The following is a 15329-nucleotide window of genomic DNA, read 5'->3' on the forward strand; positions in this document are numbered from 1 at the left end:
CCGCCCGGCCCCGGGCGTCAAGCGCTTTGCGGCCGGCTTCCGAGGATGCAGAACTCGTTGCCCTCGGGGTCCGCCATGACCACCCACGACTGCTCGCCCTGGCCGATGTCGACCCGCTTCGCGCCGTGCGCCTCCAGACGTGCCACCTCGGCGGCCTGGTCGTCCGGCCGGAAGTCCAGGTGCAGCCGGCTCTTGGCCTGCTTGGCCTCCGCGAGCCGGACGAAGTCCAGCCCCGGCGTGCGGTCCGCCTCCGGGCGGATCTCGAACTCGTCGTCGGAGGAGTGCACCACGACCCACCCGAGGGCCTCGGCCCACCACTGCCCGAGCGCCGCGGGGTCCACGGAGTGGACGATTACCTGTTCCCATTCCAAGGTCATTTGCCGAGTCTAGGCAGTCACGTCGCCGGAGCGGGCCCAAATGGGCGTGCCGCGGCGCTCGTTGGCCTCCTCCTGCAGGGAGACCACCAGCGGACGGGCGCCGGGCCGCCCGTAGGCCAGGATGCGCGCGAGGACGCCGAGCATGCGGGCCACCTCCGCGGCCGGCGCACGCAGGACGGCTTCGACGATCGGGGCATCCAGGGCGAGCGCGTCCACGGACTCGGGGTCCAGCGTGATCCGCAGGACGTCCCCGTCCAGTTCGGCCCGGCGTACGCACCCGTACGCGGTGTTCTGGTCGGGCGTGACGACGCAGTGCGAGTCGAAGCCGAGCCGCACGTCCTGTTCGTCGGGCTCGTCGAGGCGGCACATGAACGTCAGCGAGAAGTCCTCCTCCTCGTCGGACTCGGCCAACCCGGCGATCAAGGTGCCGTCCTGCTCGGGATCGTCGAGCCCGCAGACGATGTGCGCTTCGAATCTGAACGTCATACGCGTGTTCTACCAGCGCCCGCCGACACCGGACCTGGCTCCGGCGCGAGGCCCCTCCCGGCCCGGACGGTCCCGCCGGCCGGCACCGTCATGCTTCCGGTGCGTCCGTGCGCCCTTGCGGTGCGGGCGGCCCGATCTCGTTCTTGGTGAGAGCGGTGCGCGCGGACTGCATCAGTTCTTCGGAGATGGGGTTGCCCCGGGTGGCGCGGGCGAGGACGAGGGCGCCGACCATGGTGCACAGCTGCGCCATGCCGTCGTCGTCGCCGGAGGCCAGCCGGGCGGCGCGACTGCGTACTCCCTTGATGTAGACCTGCTGCGAGCGGGCGGCCTGGTCGGGTTCGCGCCCCAGGTCGGCGGCGAATCCCGAGACGGGGCAGCCGTCCCCGGCGTGGTCGCGGTGCCAGACCGACAGGTATTGCTCGATCAGCGTCCTGCGGGCGGCCTCGTGGTCCCCGGCGGGTTCCTCGAGACCGGCCGGCGAGTGTGCGGCCGGGTCCTCGAAGGCGTGGGCGATGGCCTCGTCGACCAGGTCGTCCTTGGAAGCGAACTGCTTGTAGAACGCGCCGTGGGAGAGCCCGGAGGCTTTCATCAGGTCGGCGATGCTGACCGCGGTGCCCTTCTCCCGGAACATCCGCGAGGCGGTGGCCAGGACGTACTCCCGGTTCTCCTGCGCCTGCGCCTTGGACACGCGGCCCACGGGATCACTCTCCTCGAATAACTGTCGCTTGGCATCTATTCTATCCTGTGTTTAGTGTTAGAGCGACAGCTATTTCGGGTTGAGCGGACTCCTGGCAGGTCAGGACGGCCTTGTGCCCCGTCGTACCGTCCCCGGCCGACTCCCCTCGCACAGCAGTCGCACCACCACCAAGAACAACACTGGAGACCCCTGTGGCACCACCACCCACCCCCTCCGAGCCCTCGACGCCTGCGGCGTCCACGCCCCTCGCGCCGCCCGACGGACGACGCAGGATTTCCGAAGAGGTGCATCGTCGACGCTGGGCCGTCCTGACCGTGCTCGCGTTCAGCCTTCTGGTGGTGATGCTGGACAACTCGATCCTCAACGTGGCGATGAGGACCATCGCGCAGCCCGCCCCGACCGGACTCGGCTCCACCCAGAGCCAGCTGGAGTGGGCGGTCAACTCCTACACACTGGTCTTCGCCGGACTGCTCTTCACCGCGGGCCTGCTGGGTGACCGGCTCGGCCGCAAGAAGGTGCTGCTCTTCGGCATGGCCGTGTTCGGCGCCGGATCGGTGCTGTCCGCGCTGTCGGACTCCTCCGGGCAACTCATCGCCTTCCGCGCCGTGATGGGCTTCGGAGGAGCGTTCATCCTGCCCGCCACCCTCGCGATCATCATGAACGTCTTCGAGCCCGCGGAGCAGCCCAGGGCCATCGGCATATGGACCGGAGTGGTCGGGTTCGCCATCGCCGCGGGCCCCATCGCCGGCGGCGTTCTGCTGCAGCACTTCTGGTGGGGCTCGGTCTTCCTGGTCAACGTCCCCGTCGTGGTCGCCGCACTGGTCGCCATGGTGGCGATCGTCCCCGACTCCAAGGACCCCAGGCCCGGCAGGCTCGACCCGGTCGGCGTGCTGCTCTCGGTCGTCGGTCTGGCCGTACTGGTCTACGGCATCATCAAGGGCGGCCAGTACGGCGACTTCACCCGGCCCGAGGCCTGGGCGACGATCCTCGGCGGCCTGGCCGTCCTCGCCGGCTTCGTGGTGTACGAGGCACGCAGCGACCATCCGGCCCTCGATGTCGGCTACTTCCGCAACCGGCGGTTCTCCGCCTCGGTCGCCGCCATCGGCCTGGTCTTCTTCGCCCTCATGGGCGTCACGTTCTTCAGCGTCTTCTACAACCAGAGCGTGCGCGGCTACAGCGTCCTGCAATCCGGCCTGCTCGTGCTGCCGCTGGCCGCCTCCCAGATGTTCTTCGCCCCGCGCGCCCGGCTGGTCGTGGGCCGCTTCGGCGCCCGAGCCGTGTGCGCCGCCGGTCTCGTGCTGACCGCCGTGGGCTTCGCCGGCTTCCTGCTGCTCGGCCAGGACACCCCGATCTGGGTCCTGGAGGTGGCGTTCTTCCTCATGGGCACGGGGATGGCCCATGTGATGCCGCCCGCCACCGTCATGATCATGTCTTCGCTGCCGCGGGAGAAGGCCGGCTCCGGATCCGCGGTCAACAACACGTTCCGGCAGGTCGGCGGCGCCATGGGGGTCGCCGTACTGGGGTCGCTGCTCTCCACCACCTACCGCAACGGCATCGCCGGCCACTTGGGCGTACTGCCCGCCTCCGACCGGCACGCCGCCGGCGAATCCGTCCAGGCAACCCTGGCCGTCGCGGAAAAGCTGGGACCTGCGGGCAGGGCTCTGGTGCAGCCCGCGCACGACGCCTTCCTCCATGCCATGCACATCACCGCGACAGGGTCGGCGGCCGTCGCCCTGGTCGGCGCGGTCGTCGTGCTGATCTTCCTGCCGGGCAGGACTGCCCCGGTGGCCGCCGGCAGTGACACGTCCCGGCGGCGGACCGCCTGAGCCCGTCCCCGCAGCGCCGTCGCGGAGCCCGAGCTCGCATCGCTGGACTGCTTGGTGCCACGGGGCCACCTGCCGACTCAGAGACTTTCACCACTTTCGAAGGAGATCGACCGATGGCTGCCGACAATCTCGTGCTCATCCCCGGTGCCGGCGGCGTGGGCCGCACGGTCTTCGAGTACCTGCGTGCTCGGGATGTGCCGGTACGTTTCATGGTCCGCCGCGAGGACGAGCGGGCCGCCGAGCTGCGGGCCCTGGGCGCCGAGGTCGTCATCGGCGACCTGACCCGGCCCGAGACCGTAGCGGCCGCGCTGCGGGGCGTGGCACGGATGTACTTCGGCATGCGCGTATCGCCGGACCACCTGCTGGCGGCGACCGTGGTGGCTTCCGTCGCGAAGGAGTACGGGAAACTGGACGCGCTGGTCGACCTGTCACAGATGACGGTGTCGCAGATGACACCCACCAGTACGGAGGAATCGCACCAGCAGCGACTGCACTGGCTGGCGGAGCAGGTGTTCGACTGGGCGGGTCTGCCGGTGGTCCACATCCGGCCGACGGCGTTCCTGGACACCCCCCTGTTCACCATGATGGCGGCGCGGTCGATCCAGGAGAACGGCACCATCGCGCTGCCGTTCGGCACCGGACGCACCTCGCCGGTCGCCGTGGACGACGTCGCCCGGGTGATCGCCACCGTGCTGCGCGACCCTGCTGCCCACATCGGGCAGGTCTACGAACTGACCGGGCCGCGGTCGGTCGACATGACGGAGCTGGCCGCGGAATTCTCCCGGGCGCTGGGGCGTCCGGTGTCCTATGCCGACATGCCCGTCGAACGATGGGAGGCCCGGCTTCCGCAGTTGGGGATGCCGCCGCACCTCGAGCAGCATGTCGCCACCATGGCCCGACTGCATCGGGACAACCGTTACCACCGCACCGCGGACGGCGTCGAGCGCGTCACGGGCACCCCGGCCCAGTCCATCGAGGCGTTCGTCGCGGCCCGCAAGGACTTCTACCTCGGCTGAGTTGTCCCGGCCGACGTCGGCACGGCCCATCAGGCAGCCGGGCGCCGGAACGCTGTACGTACACCTGCTGCTCGCCACCGTCTTGGACGCCACCAAATTGATGCGACACAGCACCTGCGGGCTCGTAGGCTCCGAACCGGAGAGAGACGCGGGGGGAGCGATGACGGTCGAGTCCGTGGTTCTGGTGTGCGACGAGAAGCCCCATGACGCGGTGCTCACCGATCCGGGCGCCCGCGTGCTGGATGTCGCCAAGGTTGTACGCCGGCTGAAGGGGCTGAGCCTCTGGCACAGCAAGGTTCTGGTGACGCAGGTCCCCGCCGTGATTCTCGCCCGCGTGCCCGAGGACGTCGCTGCGGCGGCCGTCGCGGCCCTCCGCGAGGTGGGCGCACAGGCGGAGACGAGAGAACGGCTGGGGCCGGTGTTCCTCAAGGACTGAGCACGCGGCCCACGGACAGTCCGGGCGCAGCAACAAGCCCCCTCCCCGCGGAGGACCGCAGGTAGGGGGCTTGCCCGGTCGGGGTTACTTCTTCTTGCCCTGGTTCTTCACGGCCTCGATCGCCGCCGCGGCCGCCTCGGGGTCGAGGTAGCGGCCGCCCGGGGTGACGGGGCGGAAGTCGGCGTCGAGCTCGTAGGCGAGCGGGATGCCGGTGGGGATGTTCAGGCCCGCGATGTCGGCGTCGGAGATGCCGTCGAGGTGCTTGACGAGGGCGCGGAGGCTGTTGCCGTGGGCGGCGACGAGCACGGTGCGGCCGGCGAGGAGGTCCGGGACGATGCCGTCGTACCAGTACGGCAGCATGCGCTCGACGACGTCCTTGAGGCACTCCGTGCGCGGGCGCAGCTCCGGGGGGATGGAGGCGTAGCGCGCGTCGCCGGCCTGCGAGAACTCGCTGTCCTCGGCGATCGGCGGCGGCGGGGTGTCGTAGGAGCGGCGCCAGAGCATGAACTGCTCCTCGCCGAACTCGGCGAGGGTCTGCGCCTTGTCCTTGCCCTGGAGGGCGCCGTAGTGGCGCTCGTTGAGGCGCCAGCTGCGGTGGACGGGGATCCAGTGCCGGTCGGCGGCCTCGAGGGCCAGCTGCGCGGTGCGGATCGCGCGCTTCTGGAGGGAGGTGTGGACGACGTCGGGGAGCAGACCGGCGTCCTGCAGCAGCTCGCCGCCCCGGACCGCCTCCTTCTCGCCCTTCTCGTTGAGGTTGACGTCAACCCATCCGGTGAAGAGGTTCTTCGCGTTCCATTCGCTCTCGCCGTGGCGGAGGAGGATCAGCTTGTACGGAGCATCAGCCATGCCTGGAGTCTAGGAGAAAACCCCTTGGCCCCCCGCGGAGGGCACCGGTAAGCTGCGCAAGCCACCTTGGCCTATTACGCCTACCATCCGCGAGGAGTCGCCGCCGTGCCCGCTGTCGTACGAGCCGTACGGGAGACCGTGTCGGGGCTTCCCCGGACCTTCTGGTGGCTGTGGACCAGCACGCTGATCAACCGGCTCGGCGCCTTCGTGGTGACGTTCCTGGCGCTGTACCTGACCTTGGACCGCGGCTACTCCGCGACCTACGCGGGCCTGGTGGCCTCGCTGTACGGCCTGGGCGGCGCCGTCGGCGCGGTCGTCGGCGGCGTGCTGACCGACCGGGTCGGGCGGCGGTCGACGATGCTGCTGGCGCAGCTCGGCGCCGCGGCCGGCACGGCCGCACTGGCCTACGTCAACGGGCAGGTCGCGATCGCGGCCGTGGCGACCGTGCTCGGCGTGGCGAGCAGCGCCTCGCGGCCCGCGGTGCAGGCGATGATGGCCGACATGGTGCCCGCGAAGGACCGCGTGCGGGCCTTCTCCCTCAACTACTGGGCGATCAACATCGGCTTCGGCGTGTCCTCCGCGGCGGCCGGGCTCATCGCGTCGCAGGGCTACTTCTGGCTGTTCTTCGGCGGCGCCGTGATGACGCTGCTGTGCGCCCTGGTGATCTGGGCGAAGGTCCCGGAGACCATGCCCGCGAGCGGGAACGACACCGCCTCGGCCGCCGCCGGGACGTCACGCGTCGGCCTCGGCATCGTGCTGCGCGACCGGCGCTTCATGGCGTTCGTCGCGCTGACGTTCCTGCTCGGCACGGTCACCCAGCAGGGCTCGACCACGCTGTCCGTCGACATGGGCCGCCAGGGCTTCAGCGCGGGCCAGTACGGCCTGGTCATCGGCCTCAACGGGCTGCTGATCGTGCTGCTGCAGATCCCGCTGACCCGCATGGTCGAGGGCCGCAGCCGGGCGGCGCTGCTCACCGCGGGCACCGTGCTGATGGGCTGGGGCTTCGGGCTCACCGCCTTCGCCGGGTCGGTGGCCTTCTACGCCTTCACCGTGGCGGTGTGGACGATCGGCGAGATCCTGCACGCGCCCGCCTCGATGTCGCTGGTCGCCGACCTCTCCCCGACGCACGCCCGCGGCCGCTACCAGGGCATGTACTCCATCGCCTGGCCGGCCGCGGCCTTCGCCGGACCGCTGCTGGGCGGCGTGGCGCTGGACCGCTGGGGCGGCGGCGTGGCGTGGGGGGCGTGCGCGGTGGTCGGCACCGTGGCGGGCGCCGGGTACTGGCTGCTGCTGCGCGAGCGCACGCAGCAGCACCCCGAGCCCGTCGGCGCGGTGGCGCCGGCCCTGGACCGCGTACCGGGGCCGACGGCCGACCACTAGCCCGGGTCGGCCAGGGGCCTGCGCGGCGCAGAGGGTGTGTCGCACCCTCAGGCGTCCGTCTTGCCGGTGAGGTGGGCGAAGGCCTCCAGGTTGCGCGTCGACTCGCCGCGTGCCGTCCGCCACGCGTGCTCCTTGCGGATCGCCGTCGCGAAGCCCAGCTCCAGAAGGGTGTTGAAGCTGCCGTCCGCGTGCTCCACGACCGCGCCGAGCAGCCGGTCGATCTCCTCGGGGACGACCGCGACGAGCGGCAGCCGGCCCGCGAGATAGACGTCGCCGAGTCCGTCGATGGCGTAACTCACCCCGTACATACGGGTGTTGCGCTCCAGCAGCCAGCGGTAGAACGCTTCGTGGTTCTCGTCGGGGCGGCGCACGACGAAGGCGTTGACGGAGAGGGTGTGCCGGCCGACGGCCAGGGCCACGGTGGTGGACAGCTTGCGCGTGCCGGGCAGCTTGACGACGTACTCACCGGACGCGCCGGTCTCCCAGTCGAGTTCGGCCTCCCTCAGTGCCTGCTCGACCGCCGACCGTGCCGCCGCCTGCTCCCGCTCACCCATGCGGCGATCGTAGGCGACGCCGCCGCTCGGCCATCGCACCCGCGTAGACCTCGGCGGTCCTGCCGGCCGCCGCGCCCCAGCCGAAGCACTCGGCGTGGCGGGCCGCGGCCTCGCCCATCGAGTCGACGAGGTGCGGGTGGTCGACGAAGCGGCGCAGCGCGCGGGCGTAGTCGCCCGGTTCGTGGCCGGGCACGAGGAAGCCGGTCTCGCCGTCCTTCACGGCCACCGGCAGGCCGCCGACCCGCGCCGCCACCACCGGTGTGCCACAGGCCTGCGCCTCGATCGCCACCAGTCCGAACGATTCGCTGTACGAGGGCATGACCAGCACCGACGCGGCCCGGTACCAGTCGGCGAGCCGGTCCTGGCCGACCGGCGGCTGGAACCGTACGAGGTCGGAGATGCCGAGCCGGGCCGCCAGCTTGTGCAGCCGCTCCGGCTTCGCCAGGCCGCTGCCGCTCGGGCCGCCGACCACCGGGACGACCAGCCGCTCGCGCAGCGACGGGTCCTCGCCGAGCAGGATCGCCACCGCCCGCAGCAGGACGTCCGGCGCCTTGAGCGGCTGTATCCGACCGGCGAACAGCGGGATCACCGCGTCCTGCGGCAGGCCCAGCCGGGCCCGCGCGGCGGCACGCCCGCCGGAGCCGCCGAGCGGGTCGGGGCGGAAGCGGTCCAGGTTGACGCCGGGGTGGACGACGGCGACCTTGTGGGGGTCGGCCTCGTAGTGCCGGACGAGTTCGCGGGACTCCTCGGCGGTGTTGGCGATGAGCCGGTCGGCCGCGGTGACGATCTGCGTCTCGCCGATGACCCGGGCCGCGGGTTCGGGCGTGTCGCCCTCGGCCAGGCAGGCGTTCTTGACCTTCGCCATGGTGTGCATCGCGTGCACCAGCGGAACGCCCCAGCGCTCGGAGGCGAGCCAGCCGACGTGCCCGGACAGCCAGTAGTGGGAGTGCACGAGGTCGTAGTGGCCCTGGCGGTGGCTGGCCTCGGCCTGCATCACACCGTGCGTGAAGGCGCACAGCTGGGCCGGCAGGTCCTCCTTGGCCAGGCCCTCGTAGGGGCCCGCGTCCACGTGGCGTACGAGGACGCCCGGGGCGAGCTCCACACAGGGCGGCAGCGCGGCCGTGGTGGCCCGGGTGAAGATCTCCACCTCGATGCCGGAGCCCTCGGCGAGCCGCTTGGCCAGCTCCACGATGTAGACGTTCATCCCGCCCGCGTCGCCGGTACCCGGCTGGTGGAGCGGGGACGTGTGCACGCTGAGCATCGCCACGCGCCGCGGACGGCGTCCGCCGACGCCGTGCCTGCGCAGCCGGCGGGTCGCACCACCACCCAGGACCCTCGCCACGTACTGGCTCACGTCGCCGTGCCTCCTTGTTGTCCACAGGGCGGGCCGCCGCTCGCGCGCGGTCCGGCCCCGAACCTCTACAACCGGTCAGTAGCCGAGTTCCATTTCCGCTTTGCCAAAGCGTGACACTGGCGGCCGGCCCGGTACGGCGCGAGCGCACCGCACGCCCCGGGAGCCCCTCCAGAGCCGCTGCCCGGCCTGAGGCGTCGCACGCGTCCGCGCCGTCGGGGGCTTTGCGGGGCTCGCATAGGCTCGGCGTATGCGAGCGAGGCGGCCGGTCGGGGAAGTGACGCGGGGGACGACCAATCCGAACCGCCTGCGCCGCATGGACCGGTGGATCGTGGCGGCGCACGGTGCCGCGCTGCGGCGCGCGGAGGATCCGCTCGCCGTGGACCTGGGGTACGGCGCCGCGCCGTGGACGGCGCTGGAGCTGATGCGGCGGTTGCGCACGATCCGCGCGGACGCGGAGGTCGTCGGCATCGAGATCGACCCCGGGCGGGTCGAGGCCGCGGCGCCCTACGCCCGCGAGGGGCTCTCCTTCGCGCACGGCGGTTTCGAGGTGCCGCTGCCAGGCGACCGCAGGCCTGCGCTGATCAGGGCGGCGAACGTGCTGCGGCAGTACGACGAGGCGCGGGTCGCGGAGGTGTGGGACCGGCTGCGGTCCCGGCTCGCCCCGGACGGGCTGCTGGTGGAGGGGACCTGCGACGAGATCGGCCGCCGCCACGTGTGGGTGGCGATCGGCCCGGAGGGCCCGCGCACGGTGACGTTCGCGACCCGGCTGGGTTCCCTGGAACGCCCCTCCGACCTGGCCGAACGCCTCCCGAAGGTGCTGATCCACCGCAATGTTCCGGGCGAGCCGGTGCACGCCTTCCTCACGGACTTCGACCGGGCCTGGGCGGCGGCCGCGCCCTTCGCGTCGCTGGGCGCGCGGCAGCGCTGGATCCGTACGGTCGGGAGCCTGGCCGGCCCCGGCGGCTGGCCGGTGACGGACACCGCGGCGCGCTGGCGGCAGGGCGAGGTGACCGTGCGCTGGGAGGCGCTGGCCCCCGGTTCCGGCTGATCACTGGGGGCGGTGCCGGTGCCCGGCCGCGCGGCGACGGGTGACCTGCGGCGCACGGCCCCGCCGACGTGACGGGGACCACTCGGCGCCTGCCGGGACGTGACGTTGCTCATGTCCGTTTCGCCCCTCGAACGCCGAAATCCCCAGCTCGCAGGCGCATATGACACGGGCGGTTTACCGGCAGGCCCTCCCCCGCGGACATGCGGTACCGCTATGGTCGCCCTTCAGTGAGCCCGGAGCAGGCGGTGGCACCACCGTTCCGGGACGTTGCCCTCGGGGGGAGGGAAGGAATTGCCCGATGTCGGAGATGCCCGCGGCCGAACGGCGGGCCGACCGGTTCGTCACCGTGCCGGGACCGCGCCAGGAAGTACTGCCCGCCGAGGGCCGGACCTCCCCTGCCCTGACGCTGCTCGTCATCGGTGAGGACCCCTCCGGCACCTTCACCGTCCCCGACCTCCTGGACGTCTCGGGAACCCGCGTCCGCATCCGCCGCGCCCGCAACCTGACCGAGGCCGAGCGGCTGCTCCGCGACGACGTCAACTGCATCCTGCTGGACCTCGGCCCGAACACCGCCGCCGGTCTCGACGGGCTGCGGCAGCTGCTGCGGCTGGCCCCGCACACCGCCGTGCTCGTCCTCACCACGGGCACTGACACCGAACGCGCCGCCGAGGCGGTCCGCGTCGGCGCCCAGGACCAGCTCACCCCCGCCGACCTGGAGCCCTCCCACCTGACCCGGGCCATCCGCTACGCGGTGGAACGCAAGCGTGCCGACGTCGCGCAGCGCCAGCTCACCGAGACCCGGCTGCTCGCCCAGGAGAACTCCCGGCTGGAGCGCGGCCTGCTGCCGACCCCGCTGCTGCACGGCGCCGACCTGCGCTTCGCGGCCCACTACCGGCCCGGCCGCAGCCGCGCCCTGCTCGGCGGCGACTTCTACGACACCGTGCGCACCCCCGACGGCACCGTGCACGCCATGATCGGCGACGTCTGCGGCCACGGCCCCGACGAGGCCGCCCTGGGCGTGGAACTGCGCATCGCGTGGCGCGCGCTGACCTTCGCCGGACTCTGCGGCGACGCGCTGCTCCGCACGCTTCAGCAGGTGCTGGAGCACGAGCGGCCCGACGAGGAGATCTTCGCGACCCTCTGCCAGGTCGACATCGCCGCGGACGGCCGCTCCGCCGACCTCTATCTGGCCGGCCACCCCGCCCCGCTGGTGTCGCTGTCCGGGATGGCCCCGCAGCTGCTGCCGTACGAGCACGGCGGCCCGGCGCTCGGCCTGCTGCCCGGCGCGTCGGGCTGGGAGCGCGCGCGGATCGAGCTCGGCGAGGCGTGGAGCCTGATGCTCTACACGGACGGGCTCATCGAGGGCCGCGTCGGCCGGGGCCCGCAGCGGCTCGGCCAGGAGGGCATGGTCGAGCTGATCGGGCGGCAGCTGGCCGCCGGGCTGACCGGCGAGGAACTACTGGACGCCGCGGTCACCGAGGTGCGGGAGCTCAACGGCGAGGAGCTGACGGACGACGTGGCGCTGCTGCTGCTGGAGTCCGGCGCCTGACCGGCACCGGACTCAGCGGATTCAGCCGGCTCAGCGGGTTCAGCGGTTGAAGGGCCCGTACGGCCCGTCACTGCTGCTGCCGCCGCGGCGCCGGGGGCCGCCCTTGCCCGCGACTTCGCGGAGCTTCGGCCGCACGTCCACCATGTAGACGATCACCGCGATCAGACCGAAGACCGGCAGGAACGACAGGATCGAGAAGATCTTCATCACCACCGCGGCGAGCGCGAGGACGATCAGCCAGAACGCCTTGGTCTTCTTGTCGGCGGCGCGGTAGGCGTCCTGGCGATGAATCGCGGCGTCGACCAGCGCGAAGAGCGCGAGCAGGAAGAGCGCCCAGGACAGTAGTCCCAGTACGCCCAGGAAACCTGTGACCAGCATTGCGGTCCACCTCCGTCGTCGGCTCCCACCGTACCCGGCCGGGCACGGCGGGGGCGCCCCCCTGTGCGAAGCGCCATGGGGTCATGGGGAGGGCCGGGCACGCGATGCGTGCCCGGCCCTCCGGATGCGCGGGTGTGCGCGGGTGCGCGGGCCTCAGGAGGCCGGCTTGCCCGGGGCGCTCTTGCGGGCGGCCGGGGCCGGCTTCTTGGCCGCCGGGGCCTTCTTCGCGGCGGCGGAACGGTCGTCGGCCGGGGCCGGCGCCGGGGCGGGCACGGAGTTGTTCTGCACGGGGGCCGGCGCCGGGGCGGGCTGCGCGGCAGCCGGACGCGGCTGCGGCTGCGGCTCGCCCTCGATCGCGACCGCGATGTCCTCGACCTGGTCGGCGGCCTCGCCGCGCCAGGTCGCGACCGCGCCCTTGCCGCGCTCGGCCAGGCCGTCGTAGGTCTCCTTGGCGCGGACCGCGTACTCGGCGGCGCGGCCCACCTGCTGGAGCGCGAAGTCCTGGGCGGAGTCACGCAGCTTGCGCAGGTCGGTGTCAATGCTGCCGAAGAGCTCGTTGACCTTGGCCTGCGCCCGGTTCTGCGCGCCCTTGGCCTGCGCCGTCACCTTCTCCTGCACGGCCTTGGCGTCGGTGCCGCGGATCTTCTCGATCCGGTCGGGGGCCTCGCTGCGGATCTTCTCGATCAGCGGCTGGACCTCCTTCAGCTTCTCGGCCGCGAGATCGGCGGTGCCGGCCAGCGCGTAGAGCGGGGTCGGGTCCTTGAGGGTCTTGACGAGGTCGTCGGTGATCGCCATGAGGGTTCTCCCGTATGAGGTGGTGGCGTGTACGTCTGTTGAGTCCGCCGGTCACTCGGCGGCCGCGGCGTCGCCGCCGCCCCCGTCGTCCGGTCCGGCGGTCGCCTTCGGCTTCAGCACGGCGGCAGCCTGGTGCGCCGCCGCCTCCTTCGCCGCGCGCTCGTGCGGCGCGGCGGACTGCTCGTCCTGAGCTTCCTCCACCACGGCGCTCTCCCTGCGGAACGACTCGTAGATCTGCAGCAGGACCTGCTTCTGCTTCTCGTTGATCGCCGTGTCGGCCAGGATGGCGGTACGGACCTCCCGGCCGTCGCCCTGGTCCCGCTCGTCGAGGATCCCCGCCTGCACATACAGGGTCTCGGCGGAGATGCGCAGCGCCTTCGCCAGTTGCTGCAGGATGTCGGCACTGGGCTTGCGCAGCCCGCGCTCGATCTGGCTGAGGTACGGGTTGGACACCCCCGCGGCGTCGGCGAGCTGGCGCAGCGAGAGCTTCGCGTTGCGGCGCTGCTCCCGCAGATACTCACCGAGGTTGCCGACGTTCAGTGAAGCCATGTCTTCGAGCATGCCCCGCGGTGCTAACTTTTGCAAGCAGAGTGCTTGCAAAAGTCTCGTTAAGGGGATGTGACGGCCGTCGCAGGCCGGGCCTTCCGGGATCTGTCCGGCGGCGCCGCGAGCGTGATAGTCATGGAATTGACTGATCAATCTCATGACTGGGGCCCGGGCCCCGGAAGGCGGCAGGCCCATGACGACCACCACCACGGACCGCTTCCGCACCGCCGTGGAGACCGGTGACCTCGCCGTCCTCGACGACCTCTTCACCGACGACATCCGGTTCTACAGCCCGGTGACCTTCACCCCCTTCGAGGGCAAGCAGATGGTGCTCGGCCTCTTCGGCGTCCTGCTGCGCACGTTCGAGGGCTTCCATTACATCGGCCGCTTCGACGGCACCTCGGCCACCAGCGGCGACGGGGACGAGGCGCCCTCGGAGATCCTGCTCTTCCGCGCCACTGTGGACGGCAAGGACATCCACGGCATCGACCTCCTCCACTTCGACGACGCCGGCCGCATCAAGGAGTTCACCGTCATGGTCCGCCCTCAGTCCGCCGTGCAGACCCTCGGCAAGGCCGTCTTCGCCGGCCTCGTCGCCGCCGGCCTCGCCCCCGCCCCGGCGGACCGCCCGACCGCGCCGTGACCGCCGCTTCCTGGCGGCTCCAGTCCGGGCACGGGGTCCGGCTGGAGTGGGGGCCCGAGGGCGCGCGGCGGCTGGGACCCGAGGTCGCGGGCCTGGTCGTGGTGGACGTGCTGTCGTTCACCACCGCGGTGTCGGTGGCCGTGGAGGGCGGGACCCGGGTGCATCCGTACGCCTGGCGGGACGCGTCGGCGCGGGAGTACGCGGACCGCGTGGGCGCCCCCCTGGCGGTGGGGCGGCGGGAGGTGACCGCGGAACAGCCGTGGTCGCTCTCCCCGGCCGCGCTGCGGGGGGCGCCGCACACGGGACGGCTGGTACTGCCGTCGCCGAACGGTTCGGCCATCGCCGCGGCGGCCGGTGAGGGCTCGACGGTGATCGCGGGCTGCCTGCGCAACGCCGCGGCGGTCGGCACCTGGCTCGCCCAGCAGGGATACGGGACCCCCGAACGGCCGGTCGCCGTGGTCCCCGCCGGGGAGCGGTGGCCGGACGGAAGCCTGCGCCCGGCGCTGGAGGACCTGCTCGGGGCCGGGGCGGTCGCTGCCGCGCTGTGCGCCCGGGCACCGTGGGCCGCACCGTCCCCGGAAGCGGGCGCGGCCGCGGTGCTGTGGACCGCCACCCCCGACCCGGCCGCGGCGGTCGCCGCGTGCGCCTCGGGCCGGGAACTGGCCGAGGGCGGCTTCCCCGAGGACGTCGCCGTCGCCACCGAGATCGACGCCTCCGCCGCCGTTCCCCTGCTGTCCGACGGCGCCTTCGGCATTGCGGACCGGAACTGACCGCAATGCTCCGTACCGTCGAAGACGCAAGCGAAGCCGGGAACACCGGCGAACGACGGACAAGGGGTGCACGATGCCGACGGTGGTTCGCAACGAGACGGACGAGCGGGACGCGCTGCTGGCCTACCTGGAGTCGCAGCGCGCCGGTGTGCGCCGGGCGGTGCTGGGGCTGGACGACGAGCAGGCCGCGTCGCGGCCGAGCGCGAGCGAGCTGAACCTCGCCGGGCTGGTCAAGCACGTCGCCCGCACCGAGGAGACCTGGGTGCAGGGCCTGCTGCTCGGCCGCGCGGAGAAGGCGGGCACCCGCGAGGACTACGTCAACGGCTTCCGCCTGCTGGAGGGCGAGACCCTCGCCGGCTGGCTGGACGCCTGGTCGGCGATCGCCCGCGAGACCGAGGCGGCCGTCCTGGCCCTCCCCGACCTGGAGGGAACGGTCGCCCTGCCGGACGCGCCGTGGAACCCGCCGGGCATGAAGGTCAGCGCCCGCTGGATCCTGCTCCACCTCATCGAGGAGACCGCCCGGCACGCCGGGCACGCGGACATCGTCCGCGAGTCCCTGGACGGCCGGACGGCCTTCGAACTGGTCGACCTCGCGGCCCGCGAGGGCCGGCCGATGGGCTGACCGGCC

General features: G+C 72.3%; 18 protein-coding genes. 9 read left to right on the plus strand and 9 right to left on the minus strand.

The genetic code is table 11. The annotated features are described in order from the left end of the window. Positions 1–17: 17 nt before the first annotated feature. The 3 genes from ACIP9H_RS29600 to ACIP9H_RS29610 all read right to left on the minus strand — a co-directional run bounded on the left by ACIP9H_RS29600 (position 18) and on the right by ACIP9H_RS29610 (position 1560). Positions 18–377 (minus strand): VOC family protein, encoded by a 360-nt coding sequence (locus ACIP9H_RS29600; RefSeq protein WP_401961753.1) that lies wholly within the window; start codon positions 375–377, stop codon positions 18–20. A 9-nt stretch (positions 378–386) separates the two neighbouring features. Beyond that, entirely contained in the window at positions 387–863 is a 477-nt protein-coding gene (locus ACIP9H_RS29605) for an Imm10 family immunity protein (protein ID WP_401595864.1), read from the minus strand. A gap of 88 nt (positions 864–951) precedes the next feature. Continuing rightward, positions 952–1560, minus strand: coding sequence for a TetR/AcrR family transcriptional regulator (locus tag ACIP9H_RS29610; protein ID WP_401595867.1), 609 nt, complete (start codon positions 1558–1560; stop codon positions 952–954). A gap of 284 nt (positions 1561–1844) precedes the next feature. Here ACIP9H_RS29610 and ACIP9H_RS29615 point away from each other — a divergent pair, with 284 nt between their 5' ends. From ACIP9H_RS29615 to ACIP9H_RS29625, 3 genes are all read left to right on the plus strand, one after another. Further along, a complete protein-coding gene (locus tag ACIP9H_RS29615; RefSeq protein ID WP_401595869.1) occupies positions 1845–3386 on the plus strand; it encodes an MFS transporter in 1542 nt (513 codons plus the stop codon). A gap of 113 nt (positions 3387–3499) precedes the next feature. Further along, entirely contained in the window at positions 3500–4402 is a 903-nt protein-coding gene (locus tag ACIP9H_RS29620) for an NmrA family NAD(P)-binding protein (RefSeq protein WP_401595871.1), read from the plus strand. Positions 4403–4562: 160 nt separating this feature from the next. Beyond that, positions 4563–4838 carry a ribosomal protein L7/L12 gene (locus ACIP9H_RS29625; RefSeq protein ID WP_401595873.1) on the plus strand — a complete coding sequence of 92 codons (276 nt, stop codon included), beginning with the start codon at positions 4563–4565 and terminating at the stop codon, positions 4836–4838. An 84-nt stretch (positions 4839–4922) separates the two neighbouring features. Here the strand turns inward: ACIP9H_RS29625 and ACIP9H_RS29630 are convergent, their stop codons facing one another. Beyond that, positions 4923–5684: a phosphoglyceromutase gene (locus tag ACIP9H_RS29630; protein ID WP_401596477.1), complete on the minus strand. Its 762-nt coding sequence runs from the start codon at positions 5682–5684 to the stop codon at positions 4923–4925. Positions 5685–5789: 105 nt separating this feature from the next. On the opposite strand from ACIP9H_RS29630, the gene ACIP9H_RS29635 reads away from it, so the two are divergent. Next, positions 5790–7064: an MDR family MFS transporter gene (locus ACIP9H_RS29635; RefSeq protein ID WP_401961759.1), complete on the plus strand. Its 1275-nt coding sequence runs from the start codon at positions 5790–5792 to the stop codon at positions 7062–7064. A gap of 47 nt (positions 7065–7111) precedes the next feature. On the opposite strand, the gene ACIP9H_RS29640 is transcribed toward ACIP9H_RS29635, so the two are convergent. Beyond that, on the minus strand, positions 7112–7618 hold the full coding sequence (locus ACIP9H_RS29640; protein ID WP_401961762.1) for a YbjN domain-containing protein: 507 nt from the start codon (positions 7616–7618) through the stop codon (positions 7112–7114). Further along, positions 7611–8972, minus strand: coding sequence for a D-inositol-3-phosphate glycosyltransferase (gene mshA, locus ACIP9H_RS29645; protein WP_401596484.1), 1362 nt, complete (start codon positions 8970–8972; stop codon positions 7611–7613). The genes ACIP9H_RS29640 and mshA overlap by 8 nt, the downstream gene beginning before the upstream one ends. Before the next feature lie 247 nt (positions 8973–9219). On the opposite strand from mshA, the gene ACIP9H_RS29650 reads away from it, so the two are divergent. Next, complete coding sequence (locus ACIP9H_RS29650) at positions 9220–10020, plus strand: class I SAM-dependent methyltransferase (RefSeq protein WP_401961765.1); 801 nt, start codon at positions 9220–9222, stop codon at positions 10018–10020. A 298-nt stretch (positions 10021–10318) separates the two neighbouring features. Beyond that, positions 10319–11569: a PP2C family protein-serine/threonine phosphatase gene (locus ACIP9H_RS29655; protein ID WP_401596488.1), complete on the plus strand. Its 1251-nt coding sequence runs from the start codon at positions 10319–10321 to the stop codon at positions 11567–11569. A 39-nt stretch (positions 11570–11608) separates the two neighbouring features. On the opposite strand, the gene ACIP9H_RS29660 is transcribed toward ACIP9H_RS29655, so the two are convergent. From ACIP9H_RS29660 to ACIP9H_RS29670, 3 genes are all read right to left on the minus strand, one after another. Beyond that, the gene (locus ACIP9H_RS29660) at positions 11609–11947 is read right to left on the minus strand and encodes a DUF2516 family protein (protein ID WP_401596491.1); all 339 of its coding nucleotides are present in this window, start codon (positions 11945–11947) and stop codon (positions 11609–11611) included. Positions 11948–12100: 153 nt separating this feature from the next. Continuing rightward, complete coding sequence (locus tag ACIP9H_RS29665) at positions 12101–12742, minus strand: hypothetical protein (RefSeq protein WP_401596493.1); 642 nt, start codon at positions 12740–12742, stop codon at positions 12101–12103. A gap of 51 nt (positions 12743–12793) precedes the next feature. Then, complete coding sequence (locus ACIP9H_RS29670; RefSeq protein WP_401596496.1) at positions 12794–13291, minus strand: helix-turn-helix domain-containing protein; 498 nt, start codon at positions 13289–13291, stop codon at positions 12794–12796. A gap of 190 nt (positions 13292–13481) precedes the next feature. On the opposite strand from ACIP9H_RS29670, the gene ACIP9H_RS29675 reads away from it, so the two are divergent. From ACIP9H_RS29675 to ACIP9H_RS29685, 3 genes are all read left to right on the plus strand, one after another. Then, positions 13482–13931: a nuclear transport factor 2 family protein gene (locus ACIP9H_RS29675; RefSeq protein ID WP_401596498.1), complete on the plus strand. Its 450-nt coding sequence runs from the start codon at positions 13482–13484 to the stop codon at positions 13929–13931. Continuing rightward, entirely contained in the window at positions 13928–14701 is a 774-nt protein-coding gene (locus tag ACIP9H_RS29680; protein ID WP_401961770.1) for a 2-phosphosulfolactate phosphatase, read from the plus strand. The genes ACIP9H_RS29675 and ACIP9H_RS29680 overlap by 4 nt, the downstream gene beginning before the upstream one ends. A gap of 73 nt (positions 14702–14774) precedes the next feature. After that, the gene (locus ACIP9H_RS29685) at positions 14775–15323 is read left to right on the plus strand and encodes a DinB family protein (RefSeq protein ID WP_401596503.1); all 549 of its coding nucleotides are present in this window, start codon (positions 14775–14777) and stop codon (positions 15321–15323) included. Positions 15324–15329 lie beyond the last annotated feature (6 nt).

This window comes from Streptomyces sp. NPDC088732, from assembly GCF_044751205.1.
Classification (GTDB): Bacteria; Actinomycetota; Actinomycetes; order Streptomycetales; family Streptomycetaceae; genus Actinacidiphila.

Coding starts and splice junctions, on each gene's coding strand:
- ACIP9H_RS29670 (WP_401596496.1), bottom strand. CDS start 13,291: ATGGCTTCACTGAACGTCGGCAACCTCGGTGAGTATCTGCGGGAGCAG.
- ACIP9H_RS29605 (WP_401595864.1), bottom strand. CDS start 863: ATGACGTTCAGATTCGAAGCGCACATCGTCTGCGGGCTCGACGATCCC.
- ACIP9H_RS29685 (WP_401596503.1), top strand. CDS start 14,775: ATGCCGACGGTGGTTCGCAACGAGACGGACGAGCGGGACGCGCTGCTG.
- ACIP9H_RS29675 (WP_401596498.1), top strand. CDS start 13,482: ATGACGACCACCACCACGGACCGCTTCCGCACCGCCGTGGAGACCGGT.
- ACIP9H_RS29650 (WP_401961765.1), top strand. CDS start 9,220: ATGCGAGCGAGGCGGCCGGTCGGGGAAGTGACGCGGGGGACGACCAAT.
- ACIP9H_RS29665 (WP_401596493.1), bottom strand. CDS start 12,742: ATGGCGATCACCGACGACCTCGTCAAGACCCTCAAGGACCCGACCCCG.
- ACIP9H_RS29640 (WP_401961762.1), bottom strand. CDS start 7,618: ATGGGTGAGCGGGAGCAGGCGGCGGCACGGTCGGCGGTCGAGCAGGCA.
- ACIP9H_RS29600 (WP_401961753.1), bottom strand. CDS start 377: ATGACCTTGGAATGGGAACAGGTAATCGTCCACTCCGTGGACCCCGCG.
- ACIP9H_RS29655 (WP_401596488.1), top strand. CDS start 10,319: ATGTCGGAGATGCCCGCGGCCGAACGGCGGGCCGACCGGTTCGTCACC.
- ACIP9H_RS29625 (WP_401595873.1), top strand. CDS start 4,563: ATGACGGTCGAGTCCGTGGTTCTGGTGTGCGACGAGAAGCCCCATGAC.
- ACIP9H_RS29660 (WP_401596491.1), bottom strand. CDS start 11,947: ATGCTGGTCACAGGTTTCCTGGGCGTACTGGGACTACTGTCCTGGGCG.
- ACIP9H_RS29630 (WP_401596477.1), bottom strand. CDS start 5,684: ATGGCTGATGCTCCGTACAAGCTGATCCTCCTCCGCCACGGCGAGAGC.
- ACIP9H_RS29620 (WP_401595871.1), top strand. CDS start 3,500: ATGGCTGCCGACAATCTCGTGCTCATCCCCGGTGCCGGCGGCGTGGGC.